Genomic DNA, 15,049 nt, shown 5'->3' on the forward strand with positions numbered 1-15,049 from the left:
GATCTTCATGGAAAGACAATCCCGGTAAAAGGCCGGATGCTAGCCGACATCGGCCACGATCACCAGCATGGCGGCTTTGCCAAGGCGCTGCTAACGTGCTGTCAGGGGTGAACGAAGCGCCGTGGGGCACCTCCAAGGCACTGTATGCCCATTCCAGGAGGACATCCCGCAATGCCCGAAGCCACAGTCGCCCAGGCCCGCATCTGCACGCTCGACGATGGCTACAGCCGCGAGGCCCGCTCGCTGCTGTACCACGCCTACCGCCACGAACCTACCTTTGCCTACATCTTCGAAGCCCAGCGCCCAGGTTACGAGCGGCGCTTGCGGGTGATGGTGCGCGAGTGGGTGCGCCAGCATTTCTACCTGCAATTGCCCGCCATCGGCCTGCTGCTGGATGACCGCCTGATCGCCCTGGCCCTGATCGTGCCGCCGCAACGGCGCCTGGGCGTGGCCGACAGTTGGGCCTGGCGCCTGCGCATGCTGCTGGGCACCGGCCAGCGCTGTACCCGCCGCTACATGGACTACCAGGCGGCATTGGCCAGCTGCCTGCCCACAGGCCAGGTGCACATGTTGCCGCTGCTGGGCGTGCACCCGCAGTTTCGCGGCGGCCACTACGGCGAGCAATTGCTACAGGCTGTGCACGACTGGTGCGCGCAAGACCCCAACACCCAAGGCGTGGTGCTGGATTCTGGCAACGAGCATTACCTGGCCTTCTACGAGCGCCAGGGCTACGAAGAAATTGGCGAGGTGGCGGTAGGGCCGATCCGCGAGCGGGTGTTCTTCCACCCCAACCCATTGCCTTCCATGCCCACTTCTGCCTGATGCGCGCCAGACGGCTCCCTTGAGCGGCTGGCTCTGGTAGCATGCGCGGCATGACGTATTCAGGAAGACTGACCTGGGGCCTGGTTATCTGGGCCGCCAGTTTCGCAGCATGGGGCCAGAGCGAGTTGCTGGTGCAGGTAAAACCGGCCAACAAGGCGCTCAAGGCCAATGTCGAGGGCTATATCGGCAGCCTTGGAGACCGCGATGAGGAAGCGCTGCTGCGCTTCAGTCGCGGGGCACAGGAGCAGGCGCGCAAGGCCGCGCAGGCACTTGGCTACTATCAGGCGCAGATCGACACCGAGGTCAAGCCGCCGACCAAGGCCGACCAGCCCGCAAAGCTCATCATTCACATCGACCTGGGCGAGCCGGTGCGCCTGCGCAACGTGACCGTGCGCATCGAAGGCCCGGCCAGCGAGATGAAGGCCTTTCGCGTTCCCGACAGCAAGGCCCTGCGCCCAGGCGAGCCGCTCAACCATGGCCTGTACGAGGACGCCAAGCGGCTGATCCAGAACCAGGCATCACGTTACGGCTTCTTCAGCGGGCGTTTCAGCCGCCAGCGCCTTGCGGTCGACCCGCAAGCGGGCGTGGCCGACATCGAACTGGTCTACCAGAGCGGCCCGCGCTATCGCCTGGGCGCGGTCCAGTTCAGCGGCGATTCACCGCTGGACCAGGACCTGCTGCAACGCATGGTTTCCTTCAAGCCCGGCACGCCCTATGACTCGGAGCTGATCGCCGAACTCAACAACGACCTGCAGTCCAGCGGCTATTTCGAAGGTGTGCGGGTAGATGCCGCGCCCACCGCCGCGGTGGACGAACAAATCCCCGTGGATGTGCGCCTGGACATCCGCAAGCCACGGACCATGGGCCTGGGCCTGGGCTTTTCGACCGACGTCGGCCCGCGCGCCAAAGCCAACTGGACGCGCCACTGGGTCAATGCCCAGGGCCACAGCTATGGCTGGGAAACAGAGCTGTCGGCACCCCGGCAGAACGTCGGGCTGTGGTACGACGTGCCGCTGGATCCGCCGTTGACCGACAAGCTGCGCTTCGCCGGCGGCTACCAGAACGAAGAAATCGCCGGCACCGACACCCTCAGCAAGCTGCTCACCGTCGGCCCGGAATGGCACAGCAAGTTGCCCAGCGGCTGGCAGCGGGTCATTTCCCTGAAGTACCAGCGCGAAGAATATCGCCTGGGCGACGACTCGGGGCTGAGCAACCTGCTGATGCCCGGCGTGAGCTTTTCGTACCTGCGCAGTGACAACCGCATCGACCCGCACAATGGCTATCGCCTGCAGTTCGACACGCAGGTGGCCAAGGAAGGGCTGGTTTCCGACACCAACCTGCTGCACGGCAATGTCCTGCTCAAGGGCCTCACCACCCTGGGCCACAACCACCGATTCCTGGGCCGTGTGCAGTTCGGTGGCAGTGCCACTAACGGCTACAAGAACAACATCCCGCCCTCGCTGCGCTTCTTCGCCGGTGGCGACCAGAGCGTGCGCGGCTACGACTACCAGACGCTGTCGCCGAAGAACAGCGACGGCGACCGCATCGGTGGCCGCTACCTGGTGGCCGGCAGTGTCGAGTACCAGTATTCGCTGAGCGAAAAGTGGCGCGTGGCGACCTTCGTCGACCAGGGCAATTCGTTCAACACCCTGGAGCTGCCCAGCCTCAAGACCGGGGTCGGTTTCGGCGTGCGCTGGGTCTCGCCGGTCGGGCCACTGCGCCTGGACCTGGCCAAGGCGCTCGATGACGACGGCGGTATTCGCCTGCACTTCTCCATGGGGCCTGAGCTGTGATGCGTGTGTTGAAATTCATTGTGCTGGGCGTGCTGGGCAGTGTGCTGCTGGTGCTGCTGGGTGTGGGCCTGTTGCTCGGCACCGAAGGCGGCAGCCGCTGGGTACTGGGCAAGGTGCCGGGCCTTGCGGTCAGCGACTTCAAGGGCCGCCTGGCCGGTACCTGGCAGGCCAGCCAGTTGAGCTGGGTCGATGCAGGCACCCGCGTCGAGCTGCAGGCGCCCCTGTTGAACTGGTCGCCAGGCTGCCTGCTGCGGGCCAAGTTGTGCATCGAACAGCTGCACGCCGAACGCATCGACATGGCCTTTGCGCCGAGCGATCAGCCTGCCGCAAGCGGCCCGTTGCAGCTGCCGACGTTGCGCCTGCCACTGGCCATCGAGGTGGGTGAAGTCAAGGTCGGCCAGGTGCGCCTGGATGGCAGCGACCTGCTGGGTGACCTGCACCTGGCGGCGCACTGGACGGCCAGCGGCCTGCGCATCGACAGCCTGCAACTGCAGCGCGACGATTTGCAGGTGAGCCTGCAGGGCGACCTGCAGCCTGAAGGTGACTGGCCCGTGCAACTGCAGGGCCAGGTGCAGTTGCCCAAGGTAGAAGGGCAGGCCTGGCAACTGGCGTTGACCGCCAAGGGCGCGCTGCAAAAGACCCTGGACCTCGATGCCATCAGCACCGGCTACCTCGATGCGCACCTCACCGGCAACCTGCAGGCACTGGCCGAACACCTGCCGGCCAAGCTGCAGATCCGCTCCGAGGCGTTCAAGCCAAGCGCATCGCTGCCCGACACGCTGCAACTCAACCAGCTCAAGCTCGACGCCGAAGGCGACCTGCTCAAGGGCTATCAATTGTCCGGCAGTGCCAGCCTGCCCGCCGGGCAGGCGCCGATCGCCTTGGCGCTGACCGGCAAGGTCGATGCCAAGGGCGCGCAACTGCAGGCCCTGGATTTGACGGCCAGCGACAGCCAGCGCATCAAGTTGCAGGCCAGCGCCGATTGGCAGAACGGCCTGTTGGCCGACGCCCAGCTGGACTGGCAGGACTTCCCCTGGCTGCGCCTGTATCCGCTGGAAACACCGCCCCAGGTCACCCTCAAACGCTTCAACGCCCAGGTGCAGTACCGCGATGGCAACTACCAGGGCACCTTCAATGGCGACCTCGATGGCCCGGCCGGTGCCTTCAGCGTGGCCAGCCCGTTCGATGGCGACCTGAGCCAGGTACGCCTGCCGCAACTGGCCCTGGTTGCCGGGCAGGGCAAGGCGGCCGGCAGCGTGGCCGTGCGTTTCGCCGACACCCTGGCCTGGGATGTCGACCTGCAACTGTCGGCACTCGACCCGGCCTACTGGCTCGCCGAGCTGCCCGGTACCCTGGCGGGCCCGCTGCGCAGCAAAGGCGAGATGAAGGGCGAGCAGCTGACCCTGGACGCCCAGCTCGACCTCAAGGGCCGCCTGCGCGGCCAACCGGCGCTGCTTAAAGTCGAGGCCCAGGGCGCCGGGCAAGCCTGGACCCTGGGCGCGTTGTCGGTGCAGTTGGGTGACAACCGCATCAATGGCAGCGGCAGCCTGCAGCAGCGCCTGGCGGGCCGGGTCGACCTCGACTTGCCGCGCCTGGGGCAGCTGTGGCCCCGGCTGCAGGGGCAGGTCAAAGGCCGGCTGGATGTGAGCGGCACGCTGCAGGCGCCGCAAGGCAAGCTGAGCTTGCTTGGCCAGCAACTGGCGCAGGCGGAAAACCGCATCCAGCGCCTGGACCTGGACGCCAATCTGGACAGCGCCCAGCGTGGCCTGATCGAGCTCAAGGCCAACGGCATCCGCCTGGGCGATACCGTGCTGGGCACCTTGAGCGCCAATGGCAAGGGCGACATCCGCCAGCAGGCGCTGACCCTCGCCCTCGATGGCCCGCAGCTGAAACTCGACCTGGGCCTGGATGGCCAGCTGAGCAAGGGCGACTGGCGCGGCCGCCTGGCCAATGGCCGGGTCCAGGCCGGCGGCCAGGACTGGCAACTGCAGGCGCCGGCGCGCCTGCAGCGGCTGGCCAGCGGCCAACTGGACTTCGGCGCCCATTGCTGGCGCTCCGGCCAGGCCAGCCTGTGCGGCGAAGATCAACGCCTGGCGCCTGAACCGCGGCTGCGTTACCACCTCAAGCAGTTCCCGCTGCAGAGCCTGGCCCAGTGGCTGCCCAAGGACTTCGCCTGGCAGGGCCTGCTCAATGCCGACGTCAACCTGGACATCCCCGCCAGTGGCCCGAAAGGCACATTGAGCATCGATGCCAGTGGCGGCACCCTGCGGGTGCGCGACAAAGGCCGCTGGATCGACTTCCCCTACCAGACGCTGCGTATCGACAGCAGCCTGGCGCCACGGCGCATCGATACCCGCCTGGCGTTTCGCGGCGAGCGCCTGGGCGAGCTCAGCCTCAACACCCGGCTCGACCCGCTGGGCAAGAACAAACCGCTGTCGGGCGACTTCCGCCTGGCCGGCCTCGATGTGTCGATTGCCCGGCCCTTCGTGCCGATGGTCGAGCGCCTGGCGGGGCAGTTGAATGGCAGTGGCCAGCTGTCCGGCACTTTGATCAACCCGCAGGTCAACGGCAACCTGGTGCTCAGTGGCGGCGAAGTCAGTGGCGCCGAATTGCCGGTGAGCCTGCGAGAGCTGTCACTAAAGGCCGCGATTGCCGGCGAGCAGGTGCAGCTCAATGGCGGTTGGCGCAGTGGCGATGCCGGGCGTGGCCAGTTGACCGGCCAGCTGACCTGGGGCCAGGCCCTGGGCATGGACCTGCACTTGCAGGGCGAGCAGTTGCCGGTGACGGTCGAGCCTTACGCAACCCTGGAGGTGGCCCCGGACCTCAAGCTGCAGATGATCGACGACAAGCTGGCGGTGACCGGCAAGGTCCAAGTGCCCAAGGGCAAGATCACCATCCGCGAGTTGCCGCCCTCGACGGTCAAGGTTTCCGACGACACCGTGATCGTCGGCCACCAGACCGAAGAGGGCAAGGCGCCCATGGCCATGGCCATGGACATCGATGTGGAAGTGGGGCGTGACAAGCTGTCCTTCAGCGGCTTTGGTCTTACCGCCAACCTGCTCGGGCACGTGCACATCGGCGACAACATGGACACCCGCGGCGAGCTGAGCCTAGCCGATGGCCGCTACCGGGCCTATGGCCAGCGCCTGACCATCCGCCGCGCACGCCTGTTGTTCGCAGGGCCCATCGACCAGCCTTACCTGGATATCGAGGCGATCCGCCAGGTCGACGATGTGATCGCCGGCATTCGCCTGAGCGGCAGCGCCGAGCAACCGACCACCAAGGTGTTTTCCGAGCCGGCCATGAGCCAGGAGCAGGCCCTGTCCTACCTGGTGCTGGGGCGCCCGTTGGGCACGTCGGGGGAGGATAACAACATGCTTGCCGAGGCTGCGCTTGGCCTGGGCCTGGCCGGCAGCGCGGGGCTCACCGGCAGCTTGGCGTCGAGCCTGGGGATCGATGATTTCCAACTCGACACCGAAGGCTCCGGCAACACCACCAGCGTGGTGGCCAGCGGCAACCTGACCGAGAAGTTGAGCCTGCGCTATGGCGTCGGGGTGTTCGAGCCGGCCAACACCATCGCGCTGCGCTACAAGTTGAGCAAGAAGGTCTACCTGGAGGCGGCCAGCGGCTTGGCGAGCTCGCTGGATATCTTCTACAAACGCGATTTCTGAGGGCCGTCAGCGACAGGTGGCGGCCTCGATGAACTCGTTGGTTTCCGGTGGCGGGGGGGCGGGCGTGCGGGTGGGGGTGATCAGCTTGGTGTATTCCTCGATCAGGCGGTTGAGCGCCTCCGGCGGTTCGGTGGCCTGGAACTGGATGCGGATCTGCACTTCATCGGGGTCCCGCGCCTCGCCCTGACGGCCCTGGGCACCGATGGTGACCTTGAAGTTGGCGCTGCTGGCGCTCTGCGACTCGGCCTCCAGTTGCTGGCGCGCCTGCGTGCCGTTGACGCGCACCGAGAGGTCGACCTGCATGCGCTCCAGGGCAAGGCCCTTGGGGGCTATCAGGGCGAACAGGGGCACGCGCATCACGTGCTGATCGTCCATCGCCACCTCGACCATCCTGGCTTTCATCGGCGCGCCGAGGGCCTCGCTGTCGCAATCGAAGAACTGGTCGAACAGGTTGATGTACTGCTGGGCGATCAGGCTGTTGGCAGCGGCGGCAGCCTCTTGCAGGCCGCGGGTGATATCGCGCAGGTCAATGGCAGTCATTGGGGGCGGCTGGCTGTTCCAATCAACGGGCTCCTGGTTTTTCGGCACCCCGCTGAAACCAGTGGGGTGCGCAAGGGGAGGGCTTTTACGCTTGGCTCGGCGCTGCTTCGAGCGCGTTCACGGCAGGCTTGCTGCTTGCCGCCTCATCTTTGAGGGTGTCGGCTGACGAGATCGTGTCCGGGCTCTGCAGGGCCGTACCTTTGACCACAGTGGGCTTGACGGCGGCGTCGGTGAGGAAGTCGATCACCCGCATCATCGCCTCGGGTGGGTCCTGGCGCCGCAAGGTGGTGCGGAAGGCGTAGCGGGCGCGGGTGTCGGTCTTGCGGGTTTGCGTCGATTTATGGCTGATGCTGCCTTTGGCATCCAGCTTGAATGGCCCCCAACCCAGCGAAGCAGCAAGCTCGCCGCTTTTGTTCGATTCACTGGTGTCTTCGGCCATCTGACTGATGGTCAGCTCGAACTCGACAGTGCCCTCCTCGATGGTGATGTTGGGGTGGGTGATGGCCGCTACCAGCGGCACTTTCAGGGTCTTGCTGGCAATGCCCTGGTATTCGCCCTGTTCGTTGACGATGGTCTCGTCGTAGTCGAACTGGATGGCGACCGCCTTGCCATCCTGTATGCACACCTGCATGAGGAAGTCTGCATAGGATTTGCTGGCGGTCACCTGGGCCTGGACCATGGCTTGCAGGGGGCCGGCAATCATCCGGTCCATGGGCAGGGCATTGACGACGGAACCGATCAGGCTGGAGTCGATGGACATGGTGGGGGTTCTCTCTGTGGGGGGCTTGGGCATGACCGTGGGCGGTCATGGCCGGGCGCTCAGCGAACGCAAGGTTCCTGTCGTAGTTATTCAAAATTCTCCAAAATCGCCGCGTTGAAATCGCTTAATTTTTTTTTCGATGTTCAAATAAAGCTGGAAGATTTTTTCAAAAAAAATGAAATGTTGGATGGTTATGTCAATTAAGTCTGAACTGGGTACTCTCAGAGTGAGGCGCTGAGGGAGGCTCGGCTTCGCAATCATAAATTTCTTGCGTAGGATCTAGAGAATCTAATGGCGATTCCGCAGTGGAATCGTCAAAGCTCTGGATTTGAGACTGATGATTTATCTTGGGTGAGGCGGATATTATTGAGAGTGCCTGCGTGAGGGAAACCAGGGCAACACACAATGCGCACTCAGAATCATGAGGTGTAGTGGCATTGGGCCAGGCGTAGCGTGAGTGCTTTGAGGGGAAAGTGAAGTGCCATCATCGTCTGGCGACGCAACATACAGTCTATGGAGTAAGCTTGGTATTAGTGTTATCCATGGAAGCATGGTTTTGCAGTGAATGCGAACGGCTGTGAGTCCGATGGCGTTCGTGGGCTTTTTGTAATGCGTCTTTTGTAATCATGGTCTCGTAGCATTTTCCGCCTAACGGGAGTTTGGCAGCCTTGATGAAACCCATTGTGACAAGGTGGTGAATGTAACCTCTGGCAGCACCGATGATTGCCGTAGCTTCCGCTAATGTATAGTGTGTGCTGTAGAACTTTTTGATAATGTTGAAGTCATCTGGTGTGATGTAGATGGCTTTGTTTATTATGATGTGGAAAAGTTTTGTTGGCTTTATGAAGATGTAATAAATTTTTTTCTGTTCTAGATTCGTTATTCTTTCTAGCTTGGCGAGGGGCTTAAGGTTTTTGATGGCGTTCTCGGCGATCTCCACCTCGGTGGGGCTTAGGGTGGTCTGGAATGTCAAAGTTCGGAAATGCGCTGGGCGCGCCAAGATTAATTCGTCAGTTATTTTTCGTAATTCAGTTGGGTTGATTTTGTACTTTCGGCACAATGACATGCTTTTGGTGAGTTGATTCTTGTCCTGAAAGTTTTGGTAGTCTGAGTGGCGGGGTTGAGTAATGCAATAACTTCGGGGGTGAAGTCTTTGCGATAATAGATGCTAAAAAAATTAGGGGTGGTGTTTGTTGTCTCTATCGGGAAGATTTTTAGTTGGGCAAGTTGGGTCGACGCCTGGCTTTTCCTACTGCCCATTAGGAGTTTTAGTTCCCTGCTAAGTAATAGATTTTCACGGCACATTAAGACAGCGGATATCGGTACTTGTAGCTTGCCATTTTGTCCGGAATAGCATGGGGTCAGCAGGTTGGAGTGAATGAGAAAGCGTACTTCATCTTTTGTGCTTTCCAGATGATTCACGATTTCAACCAAATCCATGACCTGGCTTTGCATCTCGGGCGGTAATGGTATGATTTTAGCGAGGGAGGTCTTTAGGTCGCTGTTAGGCTTTGCAAATAGCGGATGTTGACTGGAAATCCTTTCGACAGTGCTAAGGTCGTCGCTCAAGATAAATGAAGGGGTCGGGGAAATATTCCGACGTGTGAGAGCAGTAAAGATGCACTCAAGGTTGAGGTAATTAGCTATTTTCCGTATGTAACGAGTTTCTTTGTGGAGGTTCGCAGCAATGGACCACACGGATGTATATTTCTCTAGGAACTTCTCTACCAGTTCTCGTTCAAGAAAAGCTTGTCCTGGCATAATTTTCGTGAGCCTTTTTCCAAAAAAACCTTGGCTGATAAGTTGCGCGAAGTGAGGTCTTGGCACTTTCAGCAACATTGCCGCTTCAGAATATGAAATCTGATTGGTCGGTGCTGTCACTATAGTTGTGCTGTGATGGGGAGAGATAACTTCATGTGCAATTGTTTTTATGAGGATGATCTCCTTGCGGTGGTATACAGGCTTGGTTCTTGATGAGTGTGGGAAAGCGGGGTGTTTACGTATTTTATGCCAGTTATGCGTGCTAATTTTCAGAAAGTTGCGTGTCTGTTCCGTCGTCAAGGTCAAGCTTGGCGGAGGTGAATTGTCCGAGCGCTCCAGTGGTCGTAATTGGTCAATGGTCGTGCAGAGTGTTGTGTAACTTTTGGCGCTCAAAATAGGCAGTAACTTCATCAGAAACATGCGTTTTCTAACTGTGGAGAGTGGCCCTATCAGATAGCGGAGTGAGGGCGTGCCTAGATCAAAGTGCTCTCCCGCAAGGCTGATGGCAGTGATAAAGATGTGCCTATTCTCAATTTCGGACTTTGAGGCTTCACTATGTCCCAGCGTATGCATGATCTCTGCGAACAAATCGAAGTGCTCCTGCTGTTGGTTTTGCATCCACTTCAAGAGTAATTGCTCGGGTATTGCGTCCATTGCTGTAACAGATGGCGATGCCAACTTTGCACCGCAAAGGCAGCGGTCCACGATCTGGTTGGACCAAGTAAATTGCCGGTTACAGGCCGGGCAGCGGGTCAGATAACGTCTAGCATGAACAGGACACACTGCAGTCCCTCTGATATCTTTGAAGGCTTTTTCAACGCCGGTCTCCCAGCACCGCGTGCAAATAGCACCCTCATTAAACTTTAGCAAGGCAAGGGGGACAACGAGCGCGCCGATCTGGGCGCACAGAGCTCTCGTTTTTGGGTGTAGTAAAGTCGAATAGAATCCGCTAGAAACGGTGATCCCATAGTTTGCCGCGATATGGTCCAGATGCTGGGCTAGGGCCTGTGAAGCAAATAGGCAGTTTTTCACATAGCTTCTGCTAAGTAGTCGGTCGATGTAGACGGTACAGCTGGAGAAACCGTTATTCAGAGCCGCCCGCCTAATTACACTAGAGGGAGACTCGCCGGCTTGCGGGATGGGTATGAAACCAAGCGTCAGCATGTGCATGCCTCCAGCATCTCATCTACACGGGAAGGAGAAAGTTTAAACGGACTATTATCGCCTGCCAGGTTTTCGGCAATGTACAATTCATCTGTTGCATCACTTAGGTCACTGATTCTCAGAATTCCATCGCCGCGAAGAAGACAGAACTCTAAGGCATTGCAGATGATCAGTTTCAAGTACTCGAGATTGCCTTTTGTTGCCAGATAGAGCTGTGCAGAGATCATGTGGTCGCTGAGGTGTAAGCCACCGTTCAATTCTCCAATCGTATAGAGTTTTTTGTCCAGCGTGCTGAGGAGCGCTTGATAGTCCGATTTAGGGTCGACGCTGAACGCAGGGTAGTGAAGTTCAACGCGGAAAGGGAAGCGCCTGGCGAGGACATCTCTGCTGTAAATTAAGTCTAGGCATTCATCGGTTCCGATGAGGACAAACGGAATATTTGTCAAGTTAATGAGTGTGACAAGACAGTCGATGACACCTTCCCGCATCAGCACGGCATTCGCACGGGCTAATCGTTGAAACTCATCGATGATGATTACTTCCACCCCTCTGACTAGCAAAAGTCGAGTACAACGGTGGATGAGGTCGACTGTATCGCCTCCCGTATCGCTATTACCTAAGTTGATCAACAAGGTTTTAAGAAACGATTTAACGGTCACTTGGGCTGGGATTGTACATAAAAAAGCCGGAGTGATGGTATACAGTCCGTCGTCACGAATAACGGTCGATGCTGGGGGAAATGAATCGTTGAAGAATTTGGCTAGAGTGGATTTTCCTGAGCCCGCCGGCCCTGTCACCACAGCGCAACTGGGAATATTCCTGTTTTTAGTACAGGCAACAGACTTCTTCATGATCGCATAAGCGTTTCGGTATTCGCTGTAAAATACGATCTGGTTGGAGAGTTTAAGGACCTTTTCTGGCATTTCAATGTTCATGGTCATCTCCGGTGGTGGGTGGCGGTACATCAACAAGTATCACTTCTACGACTTCCGCGTTGCTGGGTATGCTGTCAGTAAAAGGCAGTCTTGCAGGCGCGGGGCGGCTCTGTGCTCGAGCTATTGCTGGGGTGTGCTCTGGGGTAGCAGTTGCTTTAGTCGTCTTCGATGAGGTCTTGGGCTTGTGGGTCGCCTTTTTGCGTTTGGCTCGCATTTTGAGGTTGAGTAACCGACGTTGTTCTTTTGCTTTGGCGAAGCTAAAAGCTTTACGGCGTTCAGACATAGCGGCGCGAACCTCATCGTGCATGGACATTGTCAGCCCGACTTGGTAGTCGGGATCAACCGCCTCAGCGGCATACAATTTATTTGAGTCCTGAGGGTCACAGATCCAAATGGTACCCAGTTCGCTGACGTCATAGAAAAACGTCAGTGTTACTTCGCCCCGACTGCGAGTGGACAAATACGGAATTGCGGGACAGGTCCATTGCAGGTGGTGGTAGCGCACCCGCCCATTGACTGGCTTGGCAGTGGCTTTGCTCAGAAATATCTGGTGAATGTCTTCTAAACTGTAGGTCTTAGGCGGAAAACAAGGGTCGACGTTATTGTCCCAAGCATCATTGGGGCTGGTGTCATCCAGTGAGGAGTGTGGCGTGGCATGGTAGATGTTCTCCAGCCAATGCTCAAATAACTCTTTGAATTGCTCCAAGGTGTAAACAGCTTCTTTTTTCGATTCATAATCGCCACACTCGATGGGGTTTGAAAATGTGGTGCCAGGTAGATTATGAGTCAATTGGGTGTTAAGGGTCTTGAACCAACGCTCGACGTGGGGTTTCTGGTCAGGCACGGCAGGCTCACAGAAAATGACCTGAGCGCCAATCAACGCCAAGCTATCAGCCAACTTTTTTTTGATAAAGTCCGGCCCGTTGTCGCAGGTATAAGAGACTCCCGCGCCTCGTCGATCCCCTGGTGTCAATGACACCTTGATGGCACGGATTGTTTTTTCAATGCTCGGATGGTTTAGTGAAAGATCCCAGCCGATAATTCTTCGCGACTTCACTTCCAGCATCGCTGTAAGCCAAGCCCTTCCGATATTGCGCCCTTGGTCGTCGACCAGCTGCAAGTCCACTTGCTGGCTGTCACACTCCACGCGTTCCAGCAGATAGTTGGGCGACTTGGCTTTTTTGCTCCACTTTTGCCGCTGCTTGGCAAACTCTTTGCCATGCTGACAACTGTCAACACGAAACTGATCCAGTTCTTTGATGAGCCGGTAGAATGTGGAGAAGGAGGGGATGCGCACTTGCTGGTGCATTGGTCGCTTGCTGTTGTCGACTTTCAGTTGTGCAGTGATGCTGTCGATCACCTCAGAAATGGGCAGGGGAGTCCTCGTTAAGTAGAACAGATCGATGTTGTAGTTGAAGACCGATCGCACTTCTTCAGTCTGACGCGCGATCCGACATTGACCGCGTCTCGGACGAGGTACGAGGGCAATGGCGCTTCCACCAGCCAATCGATAAGCCCTGCACCAGCTATACAGCGTTGGATAGGTCGGAGCGACAGCGTCCTTGCGCTCTAACTTGATCTCGTTGATCAACTGCAGGGTCTCAGCCACTGGCAACTTCGTACCGAAACGGGCTTCAGCGGCCCTGACATAAGCCAGTCGCTTATTGTGTACATGCTGATGTGCTTCGGACAGGCCAGACACAATCGTATTGGGTTGGCCTTTCAAGGGCGCCTCGGCGACCTTGAAGTAGTAGCCGCGGCTGCAGGCAGCCTTGAATCGGTCGATTGACTTGCAGGTGATCATGCCGGTGCGGCGCAAGCTGCGCAGTTGCACAGTACCTTGTTCTACAGACGTGACCTGGTACTCTTCGTCGCCACAGCGATAGTGTTCGCCCGGGGTCACAGTGAAGCTGGCGAGCGTGCGCATTTGGTATCTCCGCTGATGATCAATGATTCACGCCGAGGGATGCGGTGAGTGTTCAGGGTCTGGAAGTAACGTTCGACGCAGAGTTTCGATTTAGGCGCGCGGGGTGCATAGAAAATGACCTGAACCCCGTTCAAAGCCAAGCGATCAGCCAGCACTTTGCTGTTGAATTCTGCGCCGTTATCAAGGGTGTAAGACATTCCCGTGCTCCGTCGATTCGTGCGGTTCATAACTGTGCCTTCCAATCTATAATTCCGAAATCCAGAATCCAGAATCCTCTGACTTATCTGATCGACTATTAGCCACAACGTGATACCGCGACGAGTCAGAGGACCGATGAGGCGTAGGGACAAGAGAAGGCTGTAAGGCGAGCCATGGCTTAATAGCCATGGATAGCTGTCCTTGTGACTTCTGAAATGTGGAGCGGATGCGGGTAAAGCCACTCGGCCCTTTGAGTCCGTTTGAGAACCTTTGATGAAGTGTTGCACCACGCAGATCTCATCTACAAAGACCCAAAGCTCGTGCGGCGAGACACAGTTGGGCAGGGCCACTGATGCAGTTATCTCCAGTTGCAGTCGTAGACTCTGACGACATTGTTTTGCCTGTCCTGGGTACAGCTGTTTACCTTTATTCGGGGCAAAGGGATAGCGGAGAGTCTGGTTCATAAGAGAGCCTCCCAATCAATCTGGATCAAGTGAAAGCCGTCAGTGACTGATGATTTTCGAACCTAAATGTACTGGCCCAGTATCCACTCTAAAAAGCATGCGGTAAAACAGTGCGTAAGCAATCTCTTGCATTCGATATCCTCGGCCGAGAAGCTCGCCAATTGTTCGGGCTTCCTCGGCAGTCGTGGGAAGAGATTTGGCCAAGAGGTTGGCTTGAGCGGCAACGGCTCCGAACGAGTACCAGTACAGTTTTTTTAAATCACTATCGGCGCCGGCTTGTTGTATTTCGGTTTGTTTGATTGTTTTCAGGAAAGAACCGCACTCCGTGAAGATTGGTTCGTACAGATGGCGGCGAGCTACGTTGCGCGAACTATTGTATTTATTATCATGTTTTATTTCGTAGTGTGCTATCTTGCCACTCTGATATATGACCTCAAAGTCTGGCGTATAGCGCGAGCGCGGTGTCAGTAGCTCGATGGTACAAGGCTGAGTGGTATAACTCCTGATATTCGGGTTTCGTTCCAGGAGGAGACAAAAATCTGCTTCGAGCAAGGAATCACACCCCATGACACGATCATTTTTCCGCGAAGGGAATTGGGTGACACGCCTACCGTGGCGCCCTCGACTCGGAGCGACAGCTACGGTCACCTGGAGATTCAACATTAGTTTCGGCGGCACAATGAGCATGATTTTGCTCCTAAGAAGTCACACCGGTCTTAACGACCTATAGTGTTTCGGATTCTATATATAAGGCATGGCTTTCCGGTGGTATGAACTGGCCCTCGCAAAATGCTGACCATCAGTTTTTCGCTAGCGAACAAATTGAGCCGTATCGATAGCTCTTTTCAAATTAGGGTGATCCATTCATTGAATCATCCTGAGTTCACGTTGAACAATGTAAGGGATTTAATTTTTGGCCAAGGCCATGGTTTATTTTGAGGGGGCCGCAACCTTCGTTATGCATAAACCATAAACCATAAACCATAAACCATAAACCATAAACCATAAACCATA

Annotated in this window: 11 protein-coding genes; 3 read left to right on the forward strand and 8 right to left on the reverse strand. The window is 57.5% G+C overall.

The window, feature by feature from the left end; all coding sequences use genetic code 11:
• Window positions 1-171 precede the first annotated feature (171 nt).
• From B3E94_RS13875 to B3E94_RS13885, 3 genes are read left to right on the forward strand one after another with little or no spacing between them, the layout of a single operon-like run.
• Window positions 172-822, forward strand: a complete 651-nt coding sequence (locus tag B3E94_RS13875) for a GNAT family N-acetyltransferase (RefSeq protein ID WP_286913934.1) — start codon at window positions 172-174, stop codon at window positions 820-822.
• 50 nt (window positions 823-872) lie between these two features.
• Window positions 873-2,615, forward strand: a complete 1,743-nt coding sequence (locus B3E94_RS13880) for an autotransporter assembly complex protein TamA (protein ID WP_286913935.1) — start codon at window positions 873-875, stop codon at window positions 2,613-2,615.
• Window positions 2,612-6,286, forward strand: a complete 3,675-nt coding sequence (locus tag B3E94_RS13885; protein WP_286913936.1) for a translocation/assembly module TamB domain-containing protein — start codon at window positions 2,612-2,614, stop codon at window positions 6,284-6,286. Before B3E94_RS13880 ends, B3E94_RS13885 begins: the two co-directional genes overlap by 4 nt.
• Before the next feature lie 6 nt (window positions 6,287-6,292).
• Here the strand turns inward: B3E94_RS13885 and B3E94_RS13890 are convergent, their stop codons facing one another.
• The 8 genes from B3E94_RS13890 to B3E94_RS13925 all read right to left on the reverse strand — a co-directional run bounded on the left by B3E94_RS13890 (window position 6,293) and on the right by B3E94_RS13925 (window position 14,722).
• Window positions 6,293-6,826 carry a DUF2589 domain-containing protein gene (locus B3E94_RS13890; RefSeq protein ID WP_286913938.1) on the reverse strand — a complete coding sequence of 178 codons (534 nt, stop codon included), beginning with the start codon at window positions 6,824-6,826 and terminating at the stop codon, window positions 6,293-6,295.
• Between the two features lie 85 nt (window positions 6,827-6,911).
• Window positions 6,912-7,586: a DUF2589 domain-containing protein gene (locus B3E94_RS13895; protein WP_286913939.1), complete on the reverse strand. Its 675-nt coding sequence runs from the start codon at window positions 7,584-7,586 to the stop codon at window positions 6,912-6,914.
• Between the two features lie 511 nt (window positions 7,587-8,097).
• On the reverse strand, window positions 8,098-8,586 hold the full coding sequence (locus tag B3E94_RS13900; RefSeq protein ID WP_286913940.1) for a hypothetical protein: 489 nt from the start codon (window positions 8,584-8,586) through the stop codon (window positions 8,098-8,100).
• Between the two features lie 14 nt (window positions 8,587-8,600).
• Entirely contained in the window at window positions 8,601-10,511 is a 1,911-nt protein-coding gene (locus tag B3E94_RS13905; protein WP_286913941.1) for a hypothetical protein, read from the reverse strand.
• A complete protein-coding gene (locus tag B3E94_RS13910) occupies window positions 10,505-11,446 on the reverse strand; it encodes an ATP-binding protein (protein ID WP_286913943.1) in 942 nt (313 codons plus the stop codon). The genes B3E94_RS13905 and B3E94_RS13910 overlap by 7 nt, the downstream gene beginning before the upstream one ends.
• Entirely contained in the window at window positions 11,436-13,373 is a 1,938-nt protein-coding gene (locus B3E94_RS13915; RefSeq protein WP_286913944.1) for a hypothetical protein, read from the reverse strand. Before B3E94_RS13915 ends, B3E94_RS13910 begins: the two co-directional genes overlap by 11 nt.
• Window positions 13,346-13,570 carry a hypothetical protein gene (locus B3E94_RS13920; RefSeq protein WP_286913945.1) on the reverse strand — a complete coding sequence of 75 codons (225 nt, stop codon included), beginning with the start codon at window positions 13,568-13,570 and terminating at the stop codon, window positions 13,346-13,348. The genes B3E94_RS13915 and B3E94_RS13920 overlap by 28 nt, the downstream gene beginning before the upstream one ends.
• 504 nt (window positions 13,571-14,074) lie before the next feature.
• Complete coding sequence (locus B3E94_RS13925; protein ID WP_286913946.1) at window positions 14,075-14,722, reverse strand: hypothetical protein; 648 nt, start codon at window positions 14,720-14,722, stop codon at window positions 14,075-14,077.
• Window positions 14,723-15,049: the final 327 nt, after the last annotated feature.

This window comes from Pseudomonas sp. UBA6315, from assembly GCF_002438125.1.
Taxonomy (GTDB): domain Bacteria; phylum Pseudomonadota; class Gammaproteobacteria; order Pseudomonadales; family Pseudomonadaceae; genus Aquipseudomonas; species Aquipseudomonas faucium.